The organism is Paraburkholderia sp. BR10923, assembly GCF_040948765.1.
GTDB classification, from domain to species: domain Bacteria; phylum Pseudomonadota; class Gammaproteobacteria; order Burkholderiales; family Burkholderiaceae; genus Paraburkholderia; species Paraburkholderia youngii.
On the sequence record NZ_JBFPKO010000002.1, the window covers coordinates 79,893 to 95,114 of the forward strand.

Here is a 15,222-nt window from a genome sequence, read left to right on the forward strand (position 1 = left end):
ACCATCATAGCTGCTTGCGTCCGGCGGTCCAAGCCGCATCGCTCGCCGCGTTGTCCGGCTGCAGCGGGCCGCTGTCGACGCTCGAGCCGTCGGGTCCGGCCGCCGCATCGATCGCCGGGCTATGGTGGGTGATGCTGGCCGGCGCCGCGATCCTGTTCGCGATGGTGCTCGTACTGTTTCTGCTGACGGTGTTCCGGCCCGGCTGGGGCTCGCATGTGTCATCCGCGCGCTGGATCGCGCTCGGCGGTCTCGTGCTGCCCGCGGTGATCCTGATCCCGTTGATCTGCTATGCGCTATACGCGGGCGAGTTGCTGTTGCCGTTGCGCGCGCACGCGCCCGCGCGCATCGAGGCGATCGCGCAGCAATGGCGATGGACCTTCCGCTACCCGGAACTGGGCAACGTCGAAACCGACAGCGTGCTGCATCTGCCCGCGCGCACGCCGGTCGACATCGTCGTGACCAGCATGGACGTCGTGCACGCGTTCTGGATTCCGCGCTTCGCGGGCAAGATCGACGCGGTGCCGGGCCACCACAACCTGCTGCGCATCGAGGCCGACGAGCCCGGCCGGTACGCCGGACAATGCAACGAGTTTTGCGGCATCGGTCACGCGGGGATGCACTTCACCGTGATCGTCGATCGTCCGGAAGATTTTCCGGCTGCTGTCAAAAGCGCCGCCGCCAACGGGGAGGTGAAGAAATGAGTGTGCCCGTCGAGCCGCCATCACAGGGCATCACCGCGCTGCGGCTGCATCGCCAGCTTGCCGCGATCTGGGACACCGGGCCGGGCGTACAGAAGCTCGCCGCGGTCAATCATACGGTTCTCGGCATGCGCATGATGATCACGTCGTTCGTGTTCTTCGCGATCGCCGGGATTCTCGGCATGCTTACGCGCGTGCAACTCGCGACACCGCATGCGGCCTTCATGGATGTCGAGACCTATAACCAGGTCTTCACGATGCATGGATCGATGATGCTGTTCCTGTTCGCGATCCCGATGGTCGAAAGCTTCGCGGTCTATCTGACGCCGAAGATTCTCGGCACGCGCGACTTCGCGTTTCCGCGCCTGACGGCTTACGGCTACTGGTGCTATCTGTTCGGCGGCACGATCCTGACCGTGGCGCTGATTCTGCGCAGCGCGCCCGACGGCGGCTGGTTCATGTACACGCCGCTCAGCTCCAACGTGTACACGCCCGGACTGAACGCCGACGTCTGGCTGCTCGGCATCACGTTCGTCGAGATTTCGGCATTGTCGCTCGCGATGGAAATCGTCGTTTCGATCCTGAAGATGCGGGCGCCGGGCATGTCGCTCGATCGGATGCCGATCTTCGCGTGGTACATCCTCGTCACCGCGATGATGATGATCGTCGCGTTTCCGCCGCTGATCCTCGGCTCGATCCTGCTCGAGGTGGAGCGCGCGTTCAACCTGCCGTTCTTCGATCCGACGCGCGGCGGCGATCCGCTGCTATGGCAGCACCTGTTCTGGCTATTCGGCCACCCGGACGTCTACATCATCTTCCTGCCGATGGCCGGCGTGCTGTCGACGATGATTCCCGTGTTCGCGCGACGCCGCCTGATCGGCTATCGCGCGATCGTCGTCGCGATCATCGCGCTCGCGTTCCTGAGCTTCGGCATCTGGGTGCACCATATGTTCACGGTGGGCATTCCGCATCTGGCGCTCGCGTTCTTCTCGGCGGGCTCGGCGATCGTCGCGGTGCCCACCGCGATCCAGTTCTTCGCGTGGCTCGCCACGCTGTCGCACGGCCGCCCGCGCTGGGATGTGCCGATGCTGTACATCTTCGGCTTCTTCTTCGTGTTCACATGCGGCGGGCTCACAGGCGTCATGCTCGCGATCGTGCCGTTCGACTGGCAAGCGCACGACACCTACTTCGTCGTCGCGCACATGCACTACGTGGTGGCCGGCGCGCTGGCGTTTCCGATGCTCGCCGCGTTCTATTACTGGCTGCCGCTGCTGACCGGGCGCACCGCCGTGCATAAGCTTTCCGTGCCGGCGTTCTGGCTCGTGTTCATCGGCTTCAACATGACCTTCCTGATGATGCACCTGACCGGCCTGCTCGGCATGCCGCGACGCGTCTTCACGTATAGCGGCGACGAAGGCTGGAACGGGCTCAATCTGCTGTCGTCGGTGGGCAGCTTCGTGATGACGATCGGCTTCGCGCTCGTCGTGATCGACATCATCGTGCAATTGCGTTTCGGCCAACGCGTGCGGCGCAACCCGTGGCAATCGACCACCCTCGAATGGGCGATGCCGATTCCGCCCGCGCCGTACGCATTCGCGTCGATCCCGCACATCGACGCCGAAACCGAAAAGGTGTCCCCGGGCCAGCTGGCGACCTCGCTCGCACGCGGCGACGGCTACCTCGGCTTCACGCGCAACGGCTGGCAGGAGGCGCTAGGCGTGCATATGACTTCGGGCGAGGCCGAACAGCTGATCGTGCTGCCGAACTCGACGTATCTGCCGCTCGTCACTGCACTCGTGACGGCCGCGGCGGTGCTCGCGATGCTGTTCAAGTTCTATCTGCTGTCGGTCGCATTCGCGTTCGCGACGTTTGGTCTCTTCATCTACGCGGGCCAGAGCGCGGGGCACGCGCGCGATTACGGCGCGCTGCCGGTCGGCCGCGGCGTCAGCGTGCCGCCGCATACCGAGGTGGCCGGTGCGCCGTCATGGCTTTCGATGATCTGCGCGCTGGTCGCGGACGGCACGCTGTTCACGTCGCTGGTCTTCGGCACGTTCTATCTGTGGATCGCCGCGCCGAACTGGCCGGCTGCGGTCGCGCCGCATCCGAACCGTCTGCTCGCGCTCGTCGCGGCCGTCGCGCTCGCGGTGGCCGCAGCCGCCACGCGTGGCTCGTTGCGCGCGGCCGCCGCCGAGCGCAAACCGCACGGCACGATCGGGCTCTGCGCGATCGCGCTGATCGTCGCGCTGGTCGCCTGCGTGATGCTGATCGACGGCGTGACACCGAATCCGCGCGAGCATGCGCTCGGCGCGACGGCGGCGGCGCTGCTCACGTATATCGCGGTTCACGCGGGCGTCGGGCTGCTGTTCCTGATCAGCAACGTGCTGCGTGTCGGCGCGGGCTTCGTTTCCGCGCGACGCCTGACCGATCTGCGCCTTACGCGCTTGTGGATCGATTACACGCTGGCGACGGGCGTCATCGCGCTCGGACTCGTGCTCGCGTTGCCGAGCCTCGTCGCCATGCTGGGAGCCAGACCATGAGCGCGCGTCCGCTTTCGCCGCGTCGGTTGTGGTGGCTCGCCGTCGGCTTCACGATCTGGTGTCTCGCGTTCGTGATCCTGTATGCGCTGCATGCAATTGGCTGCGCGTTCGCGTGGCCGGCCGGCCCGCTGCGCGCGAGTCTCGCGATCATTCTGCTGCTGCATTTGGTCGCAATCGGCTGGCTATGGCGCTATCGCGCCGCGACCCGCGACCCTGGGCCCGAACGTATCAGCTCGTTCGTGCATACCGTCGTCGTCTGGACCCTGATCGCGGCGCTGGTCGCGACCGTGATCACGTTCGGGCCCGCGCTGCTGCTCACCACCTGCGTCTGAACGTGCACTGAGCGCGAGGGCGGCCGCCGCACCCCGGCATGGACAAGCACCGACGCAGCCCGCTCGTGCTACTGTTTGGCGGCAAGACCTGGGACTCGTTGACGCTCGGCGAACTGAAGGTGCCGCGCATCCGCTACCATTCCGAGCGCTACGGTTTCGTCGCTTTTCCTCATGCTCGAAGGTTGAATCGATATGCCCTACTTCTTTGGAATTGGTCTTCACGTTTTCATTGCGATCTTCTTCGCCATCCACGCGATGCGCAATAACCAAGGCATCTACTGGCTATTCATTCTGTTTGCCTTTCCGCTCCTCGGCAGCGTCGTGTACTTCTTCGCGATCTATCTGCCGGGTCTGCGCCATACGCGCGGCGCGCGAGTGGCCACGCAGGCGATCACGCAATTCGTCGATCCGAATCGCGCGCTGCGTGAAGCGCGCGCCGCTTTCGAGCGCGCGCCGACCGTGCAGCATCGGATGCGGCTCGGCGAGGCCTTGCTCGCGGCCGGCAATCCGCGCGAAGCACTCGAACATTTCCAGGCCGCGGCGAATGGTCCCTTTGCAAACGATCCCGCGCTACTGCTAGGTCTTGCGCGCTCGCAGTTCGCGCTCGGCAACTACACGGCCGCCGATACGACGTTGGCAAATCTGTTCTCGGTCAATCCGCACGCGCGCAATCAGGGCGAGCCGGCGCTGCTGTACGCGCGCACGCTGGCCGCGCTGAGCGCGCCCGGTGCGCGCGCCGCATTCGAACACTCGCTGACCTGCGCAACCGACGTCGCGGCGCGCTGCCTGTTCGCCGACTGGCTCGCCGCGCAACCGGAAGACGCGGACCGCCGCCGCGCCGGTGCCCTCTACGCGGAAATCGTGCAGGACGCCAAACATTGGCCGCGTCACGCGCGCGAACACAATCGCGAGTGGCTGCAGCGGGCGCAGGCCGCGTTGGCGGCCGGTGCGGCTCGAACCTGAGCATGCCGAGGAGAACATCGATGCGACGCGCAACCCGGTCTTTCGCTTTGGCGCTGTATGCCGCAATGGCAGCGATGGCTTTCGGTAGCGGCGGCGCCTCGACTTCCGCGCAGGCCGCTGGCACGGAGAGGCCGTTCAAATGGCCCGCCTCGTTCGTCGTGCTCGGCGATGGCTATCCGCACTCGGGCGATGTCTGCCGGCGGCTCGGCGAGTCGGCCGCGACCGCGAACTATCTGGACCATATGGCGATGCTGGTCGGTTGCCCAGGTCCTCGCGACAGCGCCGCCGTGCGTGCGATCGTCGAGCACCAGCGGCGCGCGCGCGTGGTCGGCGAAGCGGATGGCGTGACGCTGATTTCCATTTCGACGGAAGGCGCTCAGACTAGTTCGCAGAATGGTCACGCGCCCGGAAACGAATCGCCGATCAGCGCGAGCGGCACACTGCCATGCGAGCGGGGCAACGGACAGACCAGAACGATGTGCAAGTTCGGCGTCGTGCATCACAGCGATCGATCGACAACGGTCGTGGTGTATTGGCCGGACGGCACGACGCGAGCGATTTTCTTCGCCGTCAACGGCCGTGTGATGGGCACCGCTGCGTCCGTGAACGATCAGCCGACGCCCGGCGACACGCTGACGCGCAAACATGCCGGCATCAATCTGATTTCGGTCGGCAACGAACGCTATGAAATCGAGGACACGATTCTGTCCGGTGGTTGAATTGCGTTGAAGTACATCGGCGCAAGCCATGTGCGGTTGAAGCTCTGATTCGCCGCGCGTCACTTTCATTTCTATTCCCCTCGCTTCACGGCGTCGCGCTGATTCGCCACGGCGCTCGCAATCACGTCATCGCGGCAGCATGCCGTGGGTGTCGCACCGGCCAAAATATTAGTAATAATTCCGTAAAGCCCCGCATGTATGCGGAATGCGTACTCCACATCCAGCTTTGACTCCTTCATTCTCCTAAGGCCCGCATGCGGGATTACCCCATGCCGGCAAATCGATATTGTTGACTAATATTATTACCTGCCGGCGTTAGCCGCCAGCCCCAGCGGCCGTCTTGCGGAGCAACCAACAATAGGTATTTCCAATCGATCAGCGGTTCAACAGGAGGAGGTCATGATGTCCAGAAGAATAAGATTAGTGGCGGTCTGGCTGGCGATGGTCGTCGGACTCGCCGCGTGTAATGGCGACAATAGCGGCGTATCGACATCGCCGGTGGCGAACGCGGCCACCTCGAACGCCGCGGTATCCAGCAACGCATCGCAATCGAATTCGAACGCATCGGCGAACAACAACTCGACGACTCCGCCGCTGCCCTGCGACGCCGCCGCAACCGCCAACACGCCCTGCTCCGCCGCGCACAGCGTGACCCGGCTGCTGACGAAGAACTACACGGGCCCGCTGTTCCAGATTCAACGCGCGTCCGACAACACGACGCTCGACGTCTATCCGTACACCAACAGCACGCTGAAGGGCGGCGACCGCTCGCTGGTCGGCTCGGCGAATGTGCAGAGCGCGCAATCCTTCTGCGACAACACGACCTGTTCGGTTACCTACATCTACGACCAGATCGATCTGGTCGCGCCGCTGAAGAACGGCGCGTTCGGTAATGTCCCCGCGACGCTGACGCTGAACCAGGACGGCACCGAATCGCTAAGCGTCAAGAACGGCAGCAAAACGACCACGGTTCCGGTGCTCAACGGCTTCGCGACGATCACGCTGCCCGGCACCTCCGGCACCCTGACCGTGCAGCTGCTTCAGCCGCCGACCGCGTTGACCGCACAGACGCCGACGCAGCAACTGACGATCGGCAACGACTTGCCAGCGCTGCCCGGCACACCGGCCAAGCTCGGGTTCGTCACGACGAACGGTGTCCAGATTGCGGCTCTCGGCACGCTCGCCGGGCAGGCCTACCGCAAACGCTTCGGGACGGTGAACCAGTCGATCGGCGATAGCGAAATCGCCGAGTACATGGTCGCTGGCGCGCACTACAGCCAATCGTCGACCTGCTGCGGCACCTACGGCAACATGGAAAGCAGCGCGAATCCGAGCACCTATGCGCACGGCGAAATCGAAGGCGAAATGTTCGCGCTCGCGTTCTCGAACGGCAACGCGGCCGTATTCGGCTATTGCGACGGCGACTCGATTCAGCCGTCGAACGTGAAGGACCCCGTGTGCAATGCACTCGATACGAACTGGCCGGGTGTGGATGCCGAAGCCGGCGTCTATCTGTATGGCCCGCAGCAGCCGGCGGAAGAGAAGTTCGTCACGGTGCTATCGAAGTACTCGCCGGTCAACGCGTTGAATCTATTCGCGGTCAAAGGCGGTTCCGCTTCGCAAAGCGTGTTGACAGCGCTGTACGATCAGGCGCCGCCTGAAGCGCTGATCTTCGGCAACGATGCCGGTCACGCATTCAACGGCCAATGGCAAGGCGGTCTGTCGCTCGGCGAAGGCGGCGACGGCAGCGCCGCGCCGATCCAGTTCTTCGAAGGCGCGATCATCACCAAGGCGACGTCCGATACGACCGACAACGCGATCCAGTCGAGCATCGCAAGCTTCTACGGACCGCCGGCCGACGCGGCCGCGTCGGCCTGCTACGCGAACAACCTGATCAATTCGCCGCTCAGTCTCGCGACGCCGGATGCGTGGTTCCAGTCGAACGGCGGCACTGCCGTGCCCGCTACCGACATCTCCGGCGTCAATAGTGGCGCCGCGACGGTCACGAGCACGAATGGTTCGTCCGTGTCGAACATCCACGAAGTGATCCGGGTACAGGGCGGCCAGTCGTACACGTTCACCGACTATGTGCTCGCCACCACCAACGCAACGGTATTCCCCGGCGGCTCGATCCAGACCGACGACCCGAGCGGCACCGAGTTCGGCTGGGTGCTGAACACGAACACCGGCGCGATCGTGCGCGGCACGTGGGGCGCGGGACAAGCGACGGCGCTGAGCGCGGTGAAAGCCGGCAACTGGTGGAAAGTGACGATGACGCTGACCGCACCGGCGGGATCGAACAACGCGCAGGTGTTCATCGATCCGCCGACGTCGAACAGTGCAGGCGTGCGTTCGCAGCAGGCCGCGTATTTGAGCGCGACACATTACTGCCCGAGCCTCGCGATTCTGAGCGGCACGAAGTCGTAATCACGATCAGCGCCACGCAGCTATCGATGATTCGTTGACGCGTCGCGCGATCGAAGGCACACTCGCTCACTATGCAAGCCCTCATGACCCACTCGATCGCAAAGCATCATCATGCGCATATGGGACTGCCTGTGGGGACTCGCATACGCATACGCCGCTAGACATCGTTCGCAGCGGCATGCGCCAGAAAGCCCCGCCGGCAACGACGGGGCTTTTTGTTTTCCACGACCTTATCCGCTCATCGAACGAAGGATTGCCGCCATGACGCAGGAAGCACAGACGCCAGCCGTTTCGAAGACCTTTGCGACGCCCATCGATCTTTACCGCGCCCTTGCACGTGTGTGGGCCGGCGATACGTCGAGCCCGACCCACGCGTGGTTGTCGACGAATCCGGCGCAGAATCATTGCAGCGTGACGTCTCTGATCGTGCAGGACTGCTTCGGTGGCGAGATTCTGACGACGCGTACGTCCGGCGGCACGCACTTCTACAACCTGATCGACGGCAAGAGATGGGATCTGACCGTCAGCCAGTTTGCCGAGCCGATTCCATTCGACGATACGCGTTCGAGTCGTGAGGCGGCGTTCGCGGATACGTCGCGGGAGAAATATGAACTGCTGAAGTCGAGGCTCGCGGAAAGCCAGCTGAAATAAACACTCAATCGAACACGCGCGGCCGAACCGCATCGATATGCGGTCGGCCACGCCATGTCACCTCAACCAACCACTTCCTGCTTCCCCGGAATGCCTTGCCCGCGCAACGAACACCCGCGCGTTTCAGGCACGAAGACCAGCGCAATCGCACCAACGACGCACGCCGCCATCATGTAGTAAGCGGGCACCAACGCATTGCCCGTATGCGCGACCAGCCATTCGTTCGCCATCGGCGCCGTGCCGCCGAAAATCGACGTCGACAAGTTATACGCAATCGCCATCCCCGCGTAACGGACCTGGGTCGGGAACATCGCGGGGAACATCGCCGAGATGCTGGCCAATTGCGGCACGTACAACAGCCCGAGCACCGCAAAGCCGATGAACGCACCGGTCACGCTGAGCTTCATCAGCAGGAACATCGGAATCGCCGCGACGAACAGGCCGACCAGCGAAAACCACCACACGTTCTTGCGTCCGACGCGATCCGAGAACGTGCCCGCAAACGGCAGGAACACCATCATCGCGAGCATGCCGATCAGCGGCACGAGCAGGGACATGTTGTCGCTCATGCCAAGCTGCTTCTGCATGAAGGTCGGCATATAGGCGAGCAGCACGTAGTTGACGACATTCAAAGCAACCACGAGTCCGCCGAGCTGGATCAGCGGTCGCCAATAGTCGCTCAGCAATGCCTTCAGCGTGACGCAGCTATGCTGCTCCTTGTGCATCGTTTCTTCGAGCTCGCGAAAGACCGGCGTGTCTTCGAGCTTGGAGCGCAGATAGAAGCCGATCAGACCGAGCGGAGCCGCAATCAGAAACGGCAAACGCCATCCCCATGCATGCATCGCCGTGTTGCCGAGCGCGACCGAGCAGCCGAGCATCAGAAACGCGCCGAGCGAGAAGCCCGACAGCGTCGCGAATTCGAGGAAGCTGCCGCAAAAGCCGCGCTTCTTGTCGGGCGCGTATTCGGCCATGAAAGTCGCCGCGCCGCCATATTCGCCCCCCGTCGAAAAGCCCTGGATCATTCGCAGCACGACGAGGATCGTCGGCGCCCACCAGCCAATGCTTGCGTAAGTCGGCACGAGTCCGACCAGCAGCGTTGCGACCGACATCAGGATGATCGTCAAAGCGAGCACGTGCTTGCGGCCGAGGCGATCGCCGAGCGGCCCCCAGAACAGGCCGCCCAACGGACGCACGAGAAACGAAATGGCGAACGTCGCGAGTGCGAATAACGTAGCCTGCGACGTGCTGCCGGGGAACAACGCGGCCGAAATGTAACTGAGGCCATAGGCGTAGATACCGTAGTCGAACCACTCGGTTGCATTGCCGAGCGCCGATGCGGCGATCGCGCGTCGCAGCAAGCTGCGCGCTTGCGCTTGCGGTTGCGCGCTCTGCGCGGTCCATGAATGTGCGTAATGCATGTCTCCTCCTGGGATGTCTCTATGCGACACAGGCAACGTCGCCCGAATCCACGATACCGGCGGCACGCTTCCGCAACGATGTTCTAGGACGATGCAGGCATCGGGGTTTTCCATAAAGCCCGCCCTGGATGCGGTAATCCGTACGCGTGCGTGGGCGATACGTCGTGCGCGATGGGGAAAAACAACACGATTCGGGTGCAATGCACGCTTTAAAATTTCAAGCCGTCGTTCGTTCTACCGATAAGCATTCGAGTGCGAGGCCAACCGGTGAAAGCAGCGCTCTGCATATGTATCACCGCTTTGTCGATGCCATCGGCAGGGTGCTACGCCGAATCGGCCAGCTATCCGCCATTGCCGGCGCTCAACATCGATATCTCGCAGACCTCCGTCTCCGGCCTCTCGGCGGGAGGGTTCATGGCGGTGCAACTGGCGGTCGCGTACTCGTCGATCATCAAGGGCGTGGGCGTCGTTGCGGCCGGTCCGTACTATTGCTCGCGAAACAGCCTTCTGATCGCCACCACCCGGTGCTCATGCACCATCCGGCCGGCGAGCGCCTGCCGGGTCTCGCCTGACAGCACCAATGTGCCACGGCTCGTCTCGATGGCCAGGACGTTTTCGGCCAGTCGCCTGATCGACGATGTCGCCAGCATCATGGGCCAACGAATCGTCACGATATCGGGAGCGAAAGATGCGACCGTGCCTGCGCCCATCGTCGCCCAGTTGCAGGCGTTCTATGCGGCACTCGGCGTGCCGGCACAGAACATGACTCAAATCGGCATTGCCGATGCGGGCCACACGATGCCCACCATCGACTATGGCGTGGCCTGCGCAAAAAGCGAATCGCCTTTCATCGGCAAGTGCGATGTCGATGGCGCGAAGCAGATACTGGGCTGGATCTACGGACCTGCTCCGCTCGCGCCGCCTGCCGCGGCAACGCCGCCGGGACGCTTCATCCGCTTCGATCAGAGCCGTTATCTACCGGCCAGCCAGCCAGCGAGCATTTTGCGCAGGACGGGCATGGACGCCACCGGATGGCTGTATGTACCGAGCACATGCAATGCCGGAGCACCGTGCCGGCTGCACGTTGCGCTGCATGGCTGCCGGCAGGGGCAGGCGTATGTCCCGCTCGGCTCACCGACCGGGCTCTCCTACGGAACCACGTTCGTCCGGCACGCCGGCTATACGCAGTGGGCGGACAACAACCGGATCGTCGTGCTGTATCCGCAGGCGGTATCGATTCCAATAACCAACCCGAACGGATGCTGGGACTGGTGGGGATATACCGGCCGACATTTCGCCGATCAGCAAGGCGTTCAGATGCGCGCGATCCGCAACATGATCGAACGGTTAACGTCGGGCGCAAGCCACTGAGTGGCTGAAAGCCCAACGTCATTCGTATCAGCGCATCAGCAACGGCAGCGTCATCAAACGCCCCTGCTCCGGCCTCGCGTCGTTCTCGCCGCACAGCCGCAAACACATCCATGCGGTCGCGAGATTGCTGCTGACCACCGGCTTGGCCGTAGCCTCTTCGATTCGCGCGATGATCCGCGCGGCTCGCACAGCGGTGCATGAGATAAACAACGCGTCGGAGTCCCGCGCCGTCGCTTCGCGCGCAAAGGCGACGATATCGTCGTGCGAAATCCGTGCCATCTCCCGGTCGTCGGTCAAACCGACGCAAGAGAAGCGATCGATCGCGAAGCCTTGTGCGGCAAAGTACTCCGCCATTGGCCCACTCGTTTCGGCGGTGTACGGCGTCAGCACGCTGATACGCCGCGCGCCGAGCGTGTCGAGCGCAGTGACCGCGGCATTCGTTGGAGTGACCACTCGGGCGGATGGCTTCGCTGCATGAATTGCGCGCTCGATCTGCGCATCACCGATCATCACGGATGCCGACGTGCACGAATACATCACGACGTCGAGCGTTTCGTCGGGCAGGATCAGCGCCGCGGCCGCGGTCAGTGACGGTTGCATCGCGCGCAGATTGTCGGGCGTGACCGGGTTCGCATACGGCACGCGATTCACGTAGATGCCGATCCGCTCGCTCGCAACGAGTGCCGCGAAATCCGGCTCGGTGGTGTGATCGGTCGCGAGAATCACGAGGCCGATACGTTTTTCGAAAGCGCGTTCGATCAAATTCGGCGCGCGCTCGAACTGCCGAATAGTTATTTGCATCGTTCAATGTCCCGGAGCCGGAAAACGCTTTTCAAGGAGGCGCACACAGGCCACCGCGATCAGGCTGATGATCAGGAACAGCACGCCGACCAGCGTCATCGGCTCCAGATAGCGGTAATCCGTATTCGCGATGATCTTCGCCTGATTCATCAATTCGAGGACCGTGATCGCCGACAGCAACGGCGTTTCCTTGAACATCGAGATCAGGTAATTGGCGAGCGCCGGCACCATCGGCGGCACCGCTTCGGGCAGGATCACGTGCTGCCAGGTTTGCGCGGGGCTCAGATTGCAGGCCTTCGCGGCCTCCCATTGCCCGCGCGGAATGCTTTCGATGCCGGCACGATAGACCTCGGCCGCATATGTCGCGTAATGCACGCCGATTGCGAGCACACCGGCCGCGAGGGCCGGCATCCGGATGCCGATGTCGGGCAGCACGTAGAACACGAAATACAGCTGCACCAGCAGCGGCGTGCCGCGAATAAAGCTCGCAATCGCCGATGTGCCGCGCGACACCACGCGATTCGGTGCGAGCCGCAAGATGGCTATCACCATGCCGACCACGGCGGCCACTACCGCGCCCAGCAAGGTAGCCAGCACGGTGATCTCCAACCCTTGCAGCAGCAGCGGCAGAATCTCGCGCACGAAGCTCCAGTCCCATTCCATACGTCTATCTCCTGATGCGGTCGAGACCGAAACTCATCCGGCTTTCCAGCTTGCGCATACCGAACGAGATCAGACAGGCCATGCCGAAGTACAGCGCGAGAATCGTCGCGAACGGGATCAACGTATTGCCGGTTTGCGAGCGCACCACTTGCGCCTGGAAGGTCATGTCGCCGAGCGAAATCAGCGACACGACGGCCGTGCCCTTCAGCAGCTCGATCGCGTTGTTGCCGAAGGTGGGCAGCATCAGCGGCAAGGCCTGTGGCAGGATCACGTGCCGCATGCGCTGATAGCGGGAAAGATTCAACGCAATGCAGGCGCTGCGCTGCTCGTGGCCGATCGCGGCGACCGCGCCGCGCACCACTTCGGCGCCGTACGCGCCGACGTTAAGCCCAAGCGCGAGCACGCCGGCCTGCAGCGGCGTCAGCGTGAGGCCGGCCATCGGCAACACGAAGTACGCCCAGAACAGCTGCACGAAGATCGACGTGCCGCGAAAGAACTCGATATACGACGTGGCCAACGCGCGCACCACGAAGAAGCGCGACAGACGCCCGAGCCCCGCGACGAACGCCATGACGAGCGCGAGTACCGCGCCCATCAGCGTCAGTTCGACGGTTGTCCGCGCCCCCTGCAAAATCAGCTGCAAATAACCGGACCAGTGGTTCATCGACGCACCTCGCGCGCAATGTATCGGGGGCCATGCGCGCGACCGTGCCGCGCGCATGGCGTGCTATCGCGGCCTCAGTTCTTCGCCGCGCACAGTTGTTCGCGGCTCGCCGACATCGCCGCCTTCGCCGAGAAGCCATAGGGCTCGACGATCTTCGCGAACTCGCCGGAATCCTTCATCTTCTTCAGCTCGACATCGAACGCATCGCGCAGCGCGGTGTCCTGCTTGCGGAACGCGACGCCGTCGCATTGCACCGGCGTGTTCTGCACCGGCGCGATCGAATCGAGGTTCGGGTCTTTCGCCTTTGAAAGCAGATCGGTGATCGAAAGAAGCGGCAACGCGAATGCGTCGATGCGGCCGTCCTGCAGCATCTTCAGACCGCTTTGCCCGTCCGGCACGATGATCACGCGATCGGTCGGAATATTCGCGGCGGTCGCGAGCTTCTGCTCGGTCGTGCCGCCTTCCACACCGATCACCGCTTTCGGATCTTTCGCGATTTCCTCGTAGGTCTTGATGCTCTTCGTATTGCCTTTCTTGACCGCGAACGCTTCGACCGCGCACAGCACCGGCTGCGAATAGGCGACAGCCGCGCAACGCTGCGGCGTCATGAACAGCCCCGCCGCAATCGCGTCATGCCGCCCGGCCGCGAGGCCCGGAATCATCGCGCCATACTCGGAGACCGACGCGACGACGTCGTTGACGCCCAGCTTCTTGAACCCCGCGCGCGCGACATCGGGCGCCGCGCCCGTCACTTTGCCGTCCGCGCCGACTGCGGTGAACGGCGGTTCGTTCGCGATCGCGATGCGCGCGAAACCTTGCTGGCGCAGCTGCGTGAGCTTGTCGTCGGCGGCATATGCGAGGCTCGCGAGCGTCAGCAGAGACAACCCTCCCGCAATCAGAATCCCCTTCAGCTTCATGATCTCTGGCTCCTTTGGCGTAGTGGTATGACGTAGTAGTGGGTGATGTGCAGCATGGGAAAAACAATCTGTTGCGGCTCGGCTCAGATTCGATGCCCCGCGGCGAGGATCTTGCGCAGGAAGGTCTGGGTCCGCTCATGCACGGGATGAGTGAAGATGTCCTCGGGCTTGCCTTCCTCGACGATCCTGCCGCGATCGAAGAACAGCACGCGGTCGGCGAAATCGTGCGCGAAGCCCATTTCGTGCGTGACGAGCAGCATCGTCATATCGGTTTCGCGCGCGAGCCGCTGCATCACGTTCAGGACTTCCTCGACGAGTTCGGGGTCGAGCGCGGACGTCACTTCGTCGAACAGCATGATTCGCGGCGCGAGCGCGAGCGCCCGCGCGATCGCCACGCGCTGCTTCTGGCCGCCCGACAGTTGTGCGGGACGGCTTTTCGCCTTGTCGGCCATGCCGACCATGTCGAGCAACTCTAGCGCGCGTTTCTCCGCCGACTCGCGGCTCTCGCCCTTCGTCAGCATCGGGGCGAGCGTCACGTTGTCGAGCACGCTCTTGTGCGGAAACAGATTGAAGTGCTGAAACACCATGCCGATCTTCTCGCGCATCTTCTGCAGATGCCTTTCGTTCGCGGGCACCATCTGGCCGCCGCGCGGCATATGAAACAGTTGTTCGCCGTCCACCTCGATATGGCCGCCATCGATCGTTTCGAGCGTCATCAGGATGCGCAGGATCGTCGTCTTGCCCGATCCCGACGGACCGATCAGCGCCAGTTTCTCGCCGGGCATCACGTCGAGCGATAGTTCGTCGAGCACGGTCAGCGCGCCATATCGTTTCGTGATCCGGTCGAGTCGGATCAATGGCTTATTCGCGGGGCTTTGGTCACGGCGCGCCTGAGTGCCTGCGGGCGTGGCCGTGCGTTCGGAGGAAAGACTTGCCGGGGCGATGCCTGAAGCGCTCAGTAGATCGGTAACTCGCGCAGTGTTCATATCGATTCGATCCCGTTCGTCGTACGTGATTTGAGTCAATGGAATGCGGCTGCGGCGCCGGAAATGCCAGTGATG

General features: G+C 63.3%; 15 protein-coding genes. 8 read left to right on the forward strand and 7 right to left on the reverse strand.

Features of this window, described 5'->3' with window-relative positions:
- Positions 1–14: 14 nt before the first annotated feature.
- The 5 genes from coxB to AB3X94_RS03815 all read left to right on the forward strand — a co-directional run bounded on the left by coxB (position 15) and on the right by AB3X94_RS03815 (position 5,249).
- Positions 15–701, forward strand: coding sequence for a cytochrome c oxidase subunit II (gene coxB, locus AB3X94_RS03795; RefSeq protein WP_176106879.1), 687 nt, complete (start codon positions 15–17; stop codon positions 699–701).
- Complete coding sequence (gene ctaD / locus AB3X94_RS03800) at positions 698–3,235, forward strand: cytochrome c oxidase subunit I (RefSeq protein ID WP_368610814.1); 2,538 nt, start codon at positions 698–700, stop codon at positions 3,233–3,235. The genes coxB and ctaD overlap by 4 nt, the downstream gene beginning before the upstream one ends.
- Positions 3,232–3,567, forward strand: coding sequence for a hypothetical protein (locus tag AB3X94_RS03805; RefSeq protein WP_176106881.1), 336 nt, complete (start codon positions 3,232–3,234; stop codon positions 3,565–3,567). The genes ctaD and AB3X94_RS03805 overlap by 4 nt, the downstream gene beginning before the upstream one ends.
- A 192-nt stretch (positions 3,568–3,759) precedes the next feature.
- Entirely contained in the window at positions 3,760–4,530 is a 771-nt protein-coding gene (locus AB3X94_RS03810) for a tetratricopeptide repeat protein (RefSeq protein ID WP_176106882.1), read from the forward strand.
- 20 nt (positions 4,531–4,550) lie between these two features.
- The gene (locus AB3X94_RS03815; RefSeq protein WP_368610815.1) at positions 4,551–5,249 is read left to right on the forward strand and encodes a hypothetical protein; all 699 of its coding nucleotides are present in this window, start codon (positions 4,551–4,553) and stop codon (positions 5,247–5,249) included.
- 383 nt (positions 5,250–5,632) lie between these two features.
- Here the strand turns inward: AB3X94_RS03815 and AB3X94_RS03820 are convergent, their stop codons facing one another.
- Positions 5,633–5,875 (reverse strand): hypothetical protein, encoded by a 243-nt coding sequence (locus tag AB3X94_RS03820; protein WP_246391957.1) that lies wholly within the window; start codon positions 5,873–5,875, stop codon positions 5,633–5,635.
- 22 nt (positions 5,876–5,897) lie between these two features.
- On the opposite strand from AB3X94_RS03820, the gene AB3X94_RS03825 reads away from it, so the two are divergent.
- Together AB3X94_RS03825 and AB3X94_RS03830 are read left to right on the forward strand one after the other, a co-directional pair.
- Positions 5,898–7,676: an arabinofuranosidase catalytic domain-containing protein gene (locus tag AB3X94_RS03825; RefSeq protein WP_368610816.1), complete on the forward strand. Its 1,779-nt coding sequence runs from the start codon at positions 5,898–5,900 to the stop codon at positions 7,674–7,676.
- Between the two features lie 261 nt (positions 7,677–7,937).
- Positions 7,938–8,327 carry a hypothetical protein gene (locus tag AB3X94_RS03830; protein ID WP_176106885.1) on the forward strand — a complete coding sequence of 130 codons (390 nt, stop codon included), beginning with the start codon at positions 7,938–7,940 and terminating at the stop codon, positions 8,325–8,327.
- Positions 8,328–8,389: 62 nt separating this feature from the next.
- On the opposite strand, the gene AB3X94_RS03835 is transcribed toward AB3X94_RS03830, so the two are convergent.
- Positions 8,390–9,745, reverse strand: coding sequence for an MFS transporter (locus AB3X94_RS03835; RefSeq protein ID WP_176106886.1), 1,356 nt, complete (start codon positions 9,743–9,745; stop codon positions 8,390–8,392).
- 267 nt (positions 9,746–10,012) lie between these two features.
- Between AB3X94_RS03835 and AB3X94_RS03840 the strand changes: the two genes are divergently transcribed.
- The gene (locus AB3X94_RS03840; RefSeq protein ID WP_368610817.1) at positions 10,013–11,116 is read left to right on the forward strand and encodes a poly(3-hydroxybutyrate) depolymerase; all 1,104 of its coding nucleotides are present in this window, start codon (positions 10,013–10,015) and stop codon (positions 11,114–11,116) included.
- 27 nt (positions 11,117–11,143) lie between these two features.
- Here AB3X94_RS03840 and eutA read toward each other — a convergent pair whose 3' ends face one another.
- From eutA to ehuA, 5 genes are all read right to left on the reverse strand, one after another.
- Complete coding sequence (gene eutA / locus AB3X94_RS03845) at positions 11,144–11,917, reverse strand: ectoine utilization protein EutA (protein WP_368610818.1); 774 nt, start codon at positions 11,915–11,917, stop codon at positions 11,144–11,146.
- 3 nt (positions 11,918–11,920) lie between these two features.
- On the reverse strand, positions 11,921–12,580 hold the full coding sequence (gene ehuD, locus AB3X94_RS03850; RefSeq protein ID WP_176106888.1) for an ectoine/hydroxyectoine ABC transporter permease subunit EhuD: 660 nt from the start codon (positions 12,578–12,580) through the stop codon (positions 11,921–11,923).
- A 4-nt stretch (positions 12,581–12,584) separates the two neighbouring features.
- Positions 12,585–13,244 (reverse strand): ectoine/hydroxyectoine ABC transporter permease subunit EhuC, encoded by a 660-nt coding sequence (gene ehuC / locus AB3X94_RS03855; protein WP_368583082.1) that lies wholly within the window; start codon positions 13,242–13,244, stop codon positions 12,585–12,587.
- 74 nt (positions 13,245–13,318) lie between these two features.
- Entirely contained in the window at positions 13,319–14,161 is an 843-nt protein-coding gene (gene ehuB / locus AB3X94_RS03860; protein ID WP_176378668.1) for an ectoine/hydroxyectoine ABC transporter substrate-binding protein EhuB, read from the reverse strand.
- A gap of 83 nt (positions 14,162–14,244) precedes the next feature.
- Complete coding sequence (gene ehuA, locus AB3X94_RS03865; protein ID WP_281374989.1) at positions 14,245–15,147, reverse strand: ectoine/hydroxyectoine ABC transporter ATP-binding protein EhuA; 903 nt, start codon at positions 15,145–15,147, stop codon at positions 14,245–14,247.
- Positions 15,148–15,222 lie beyond the last annotated feature (75 nt).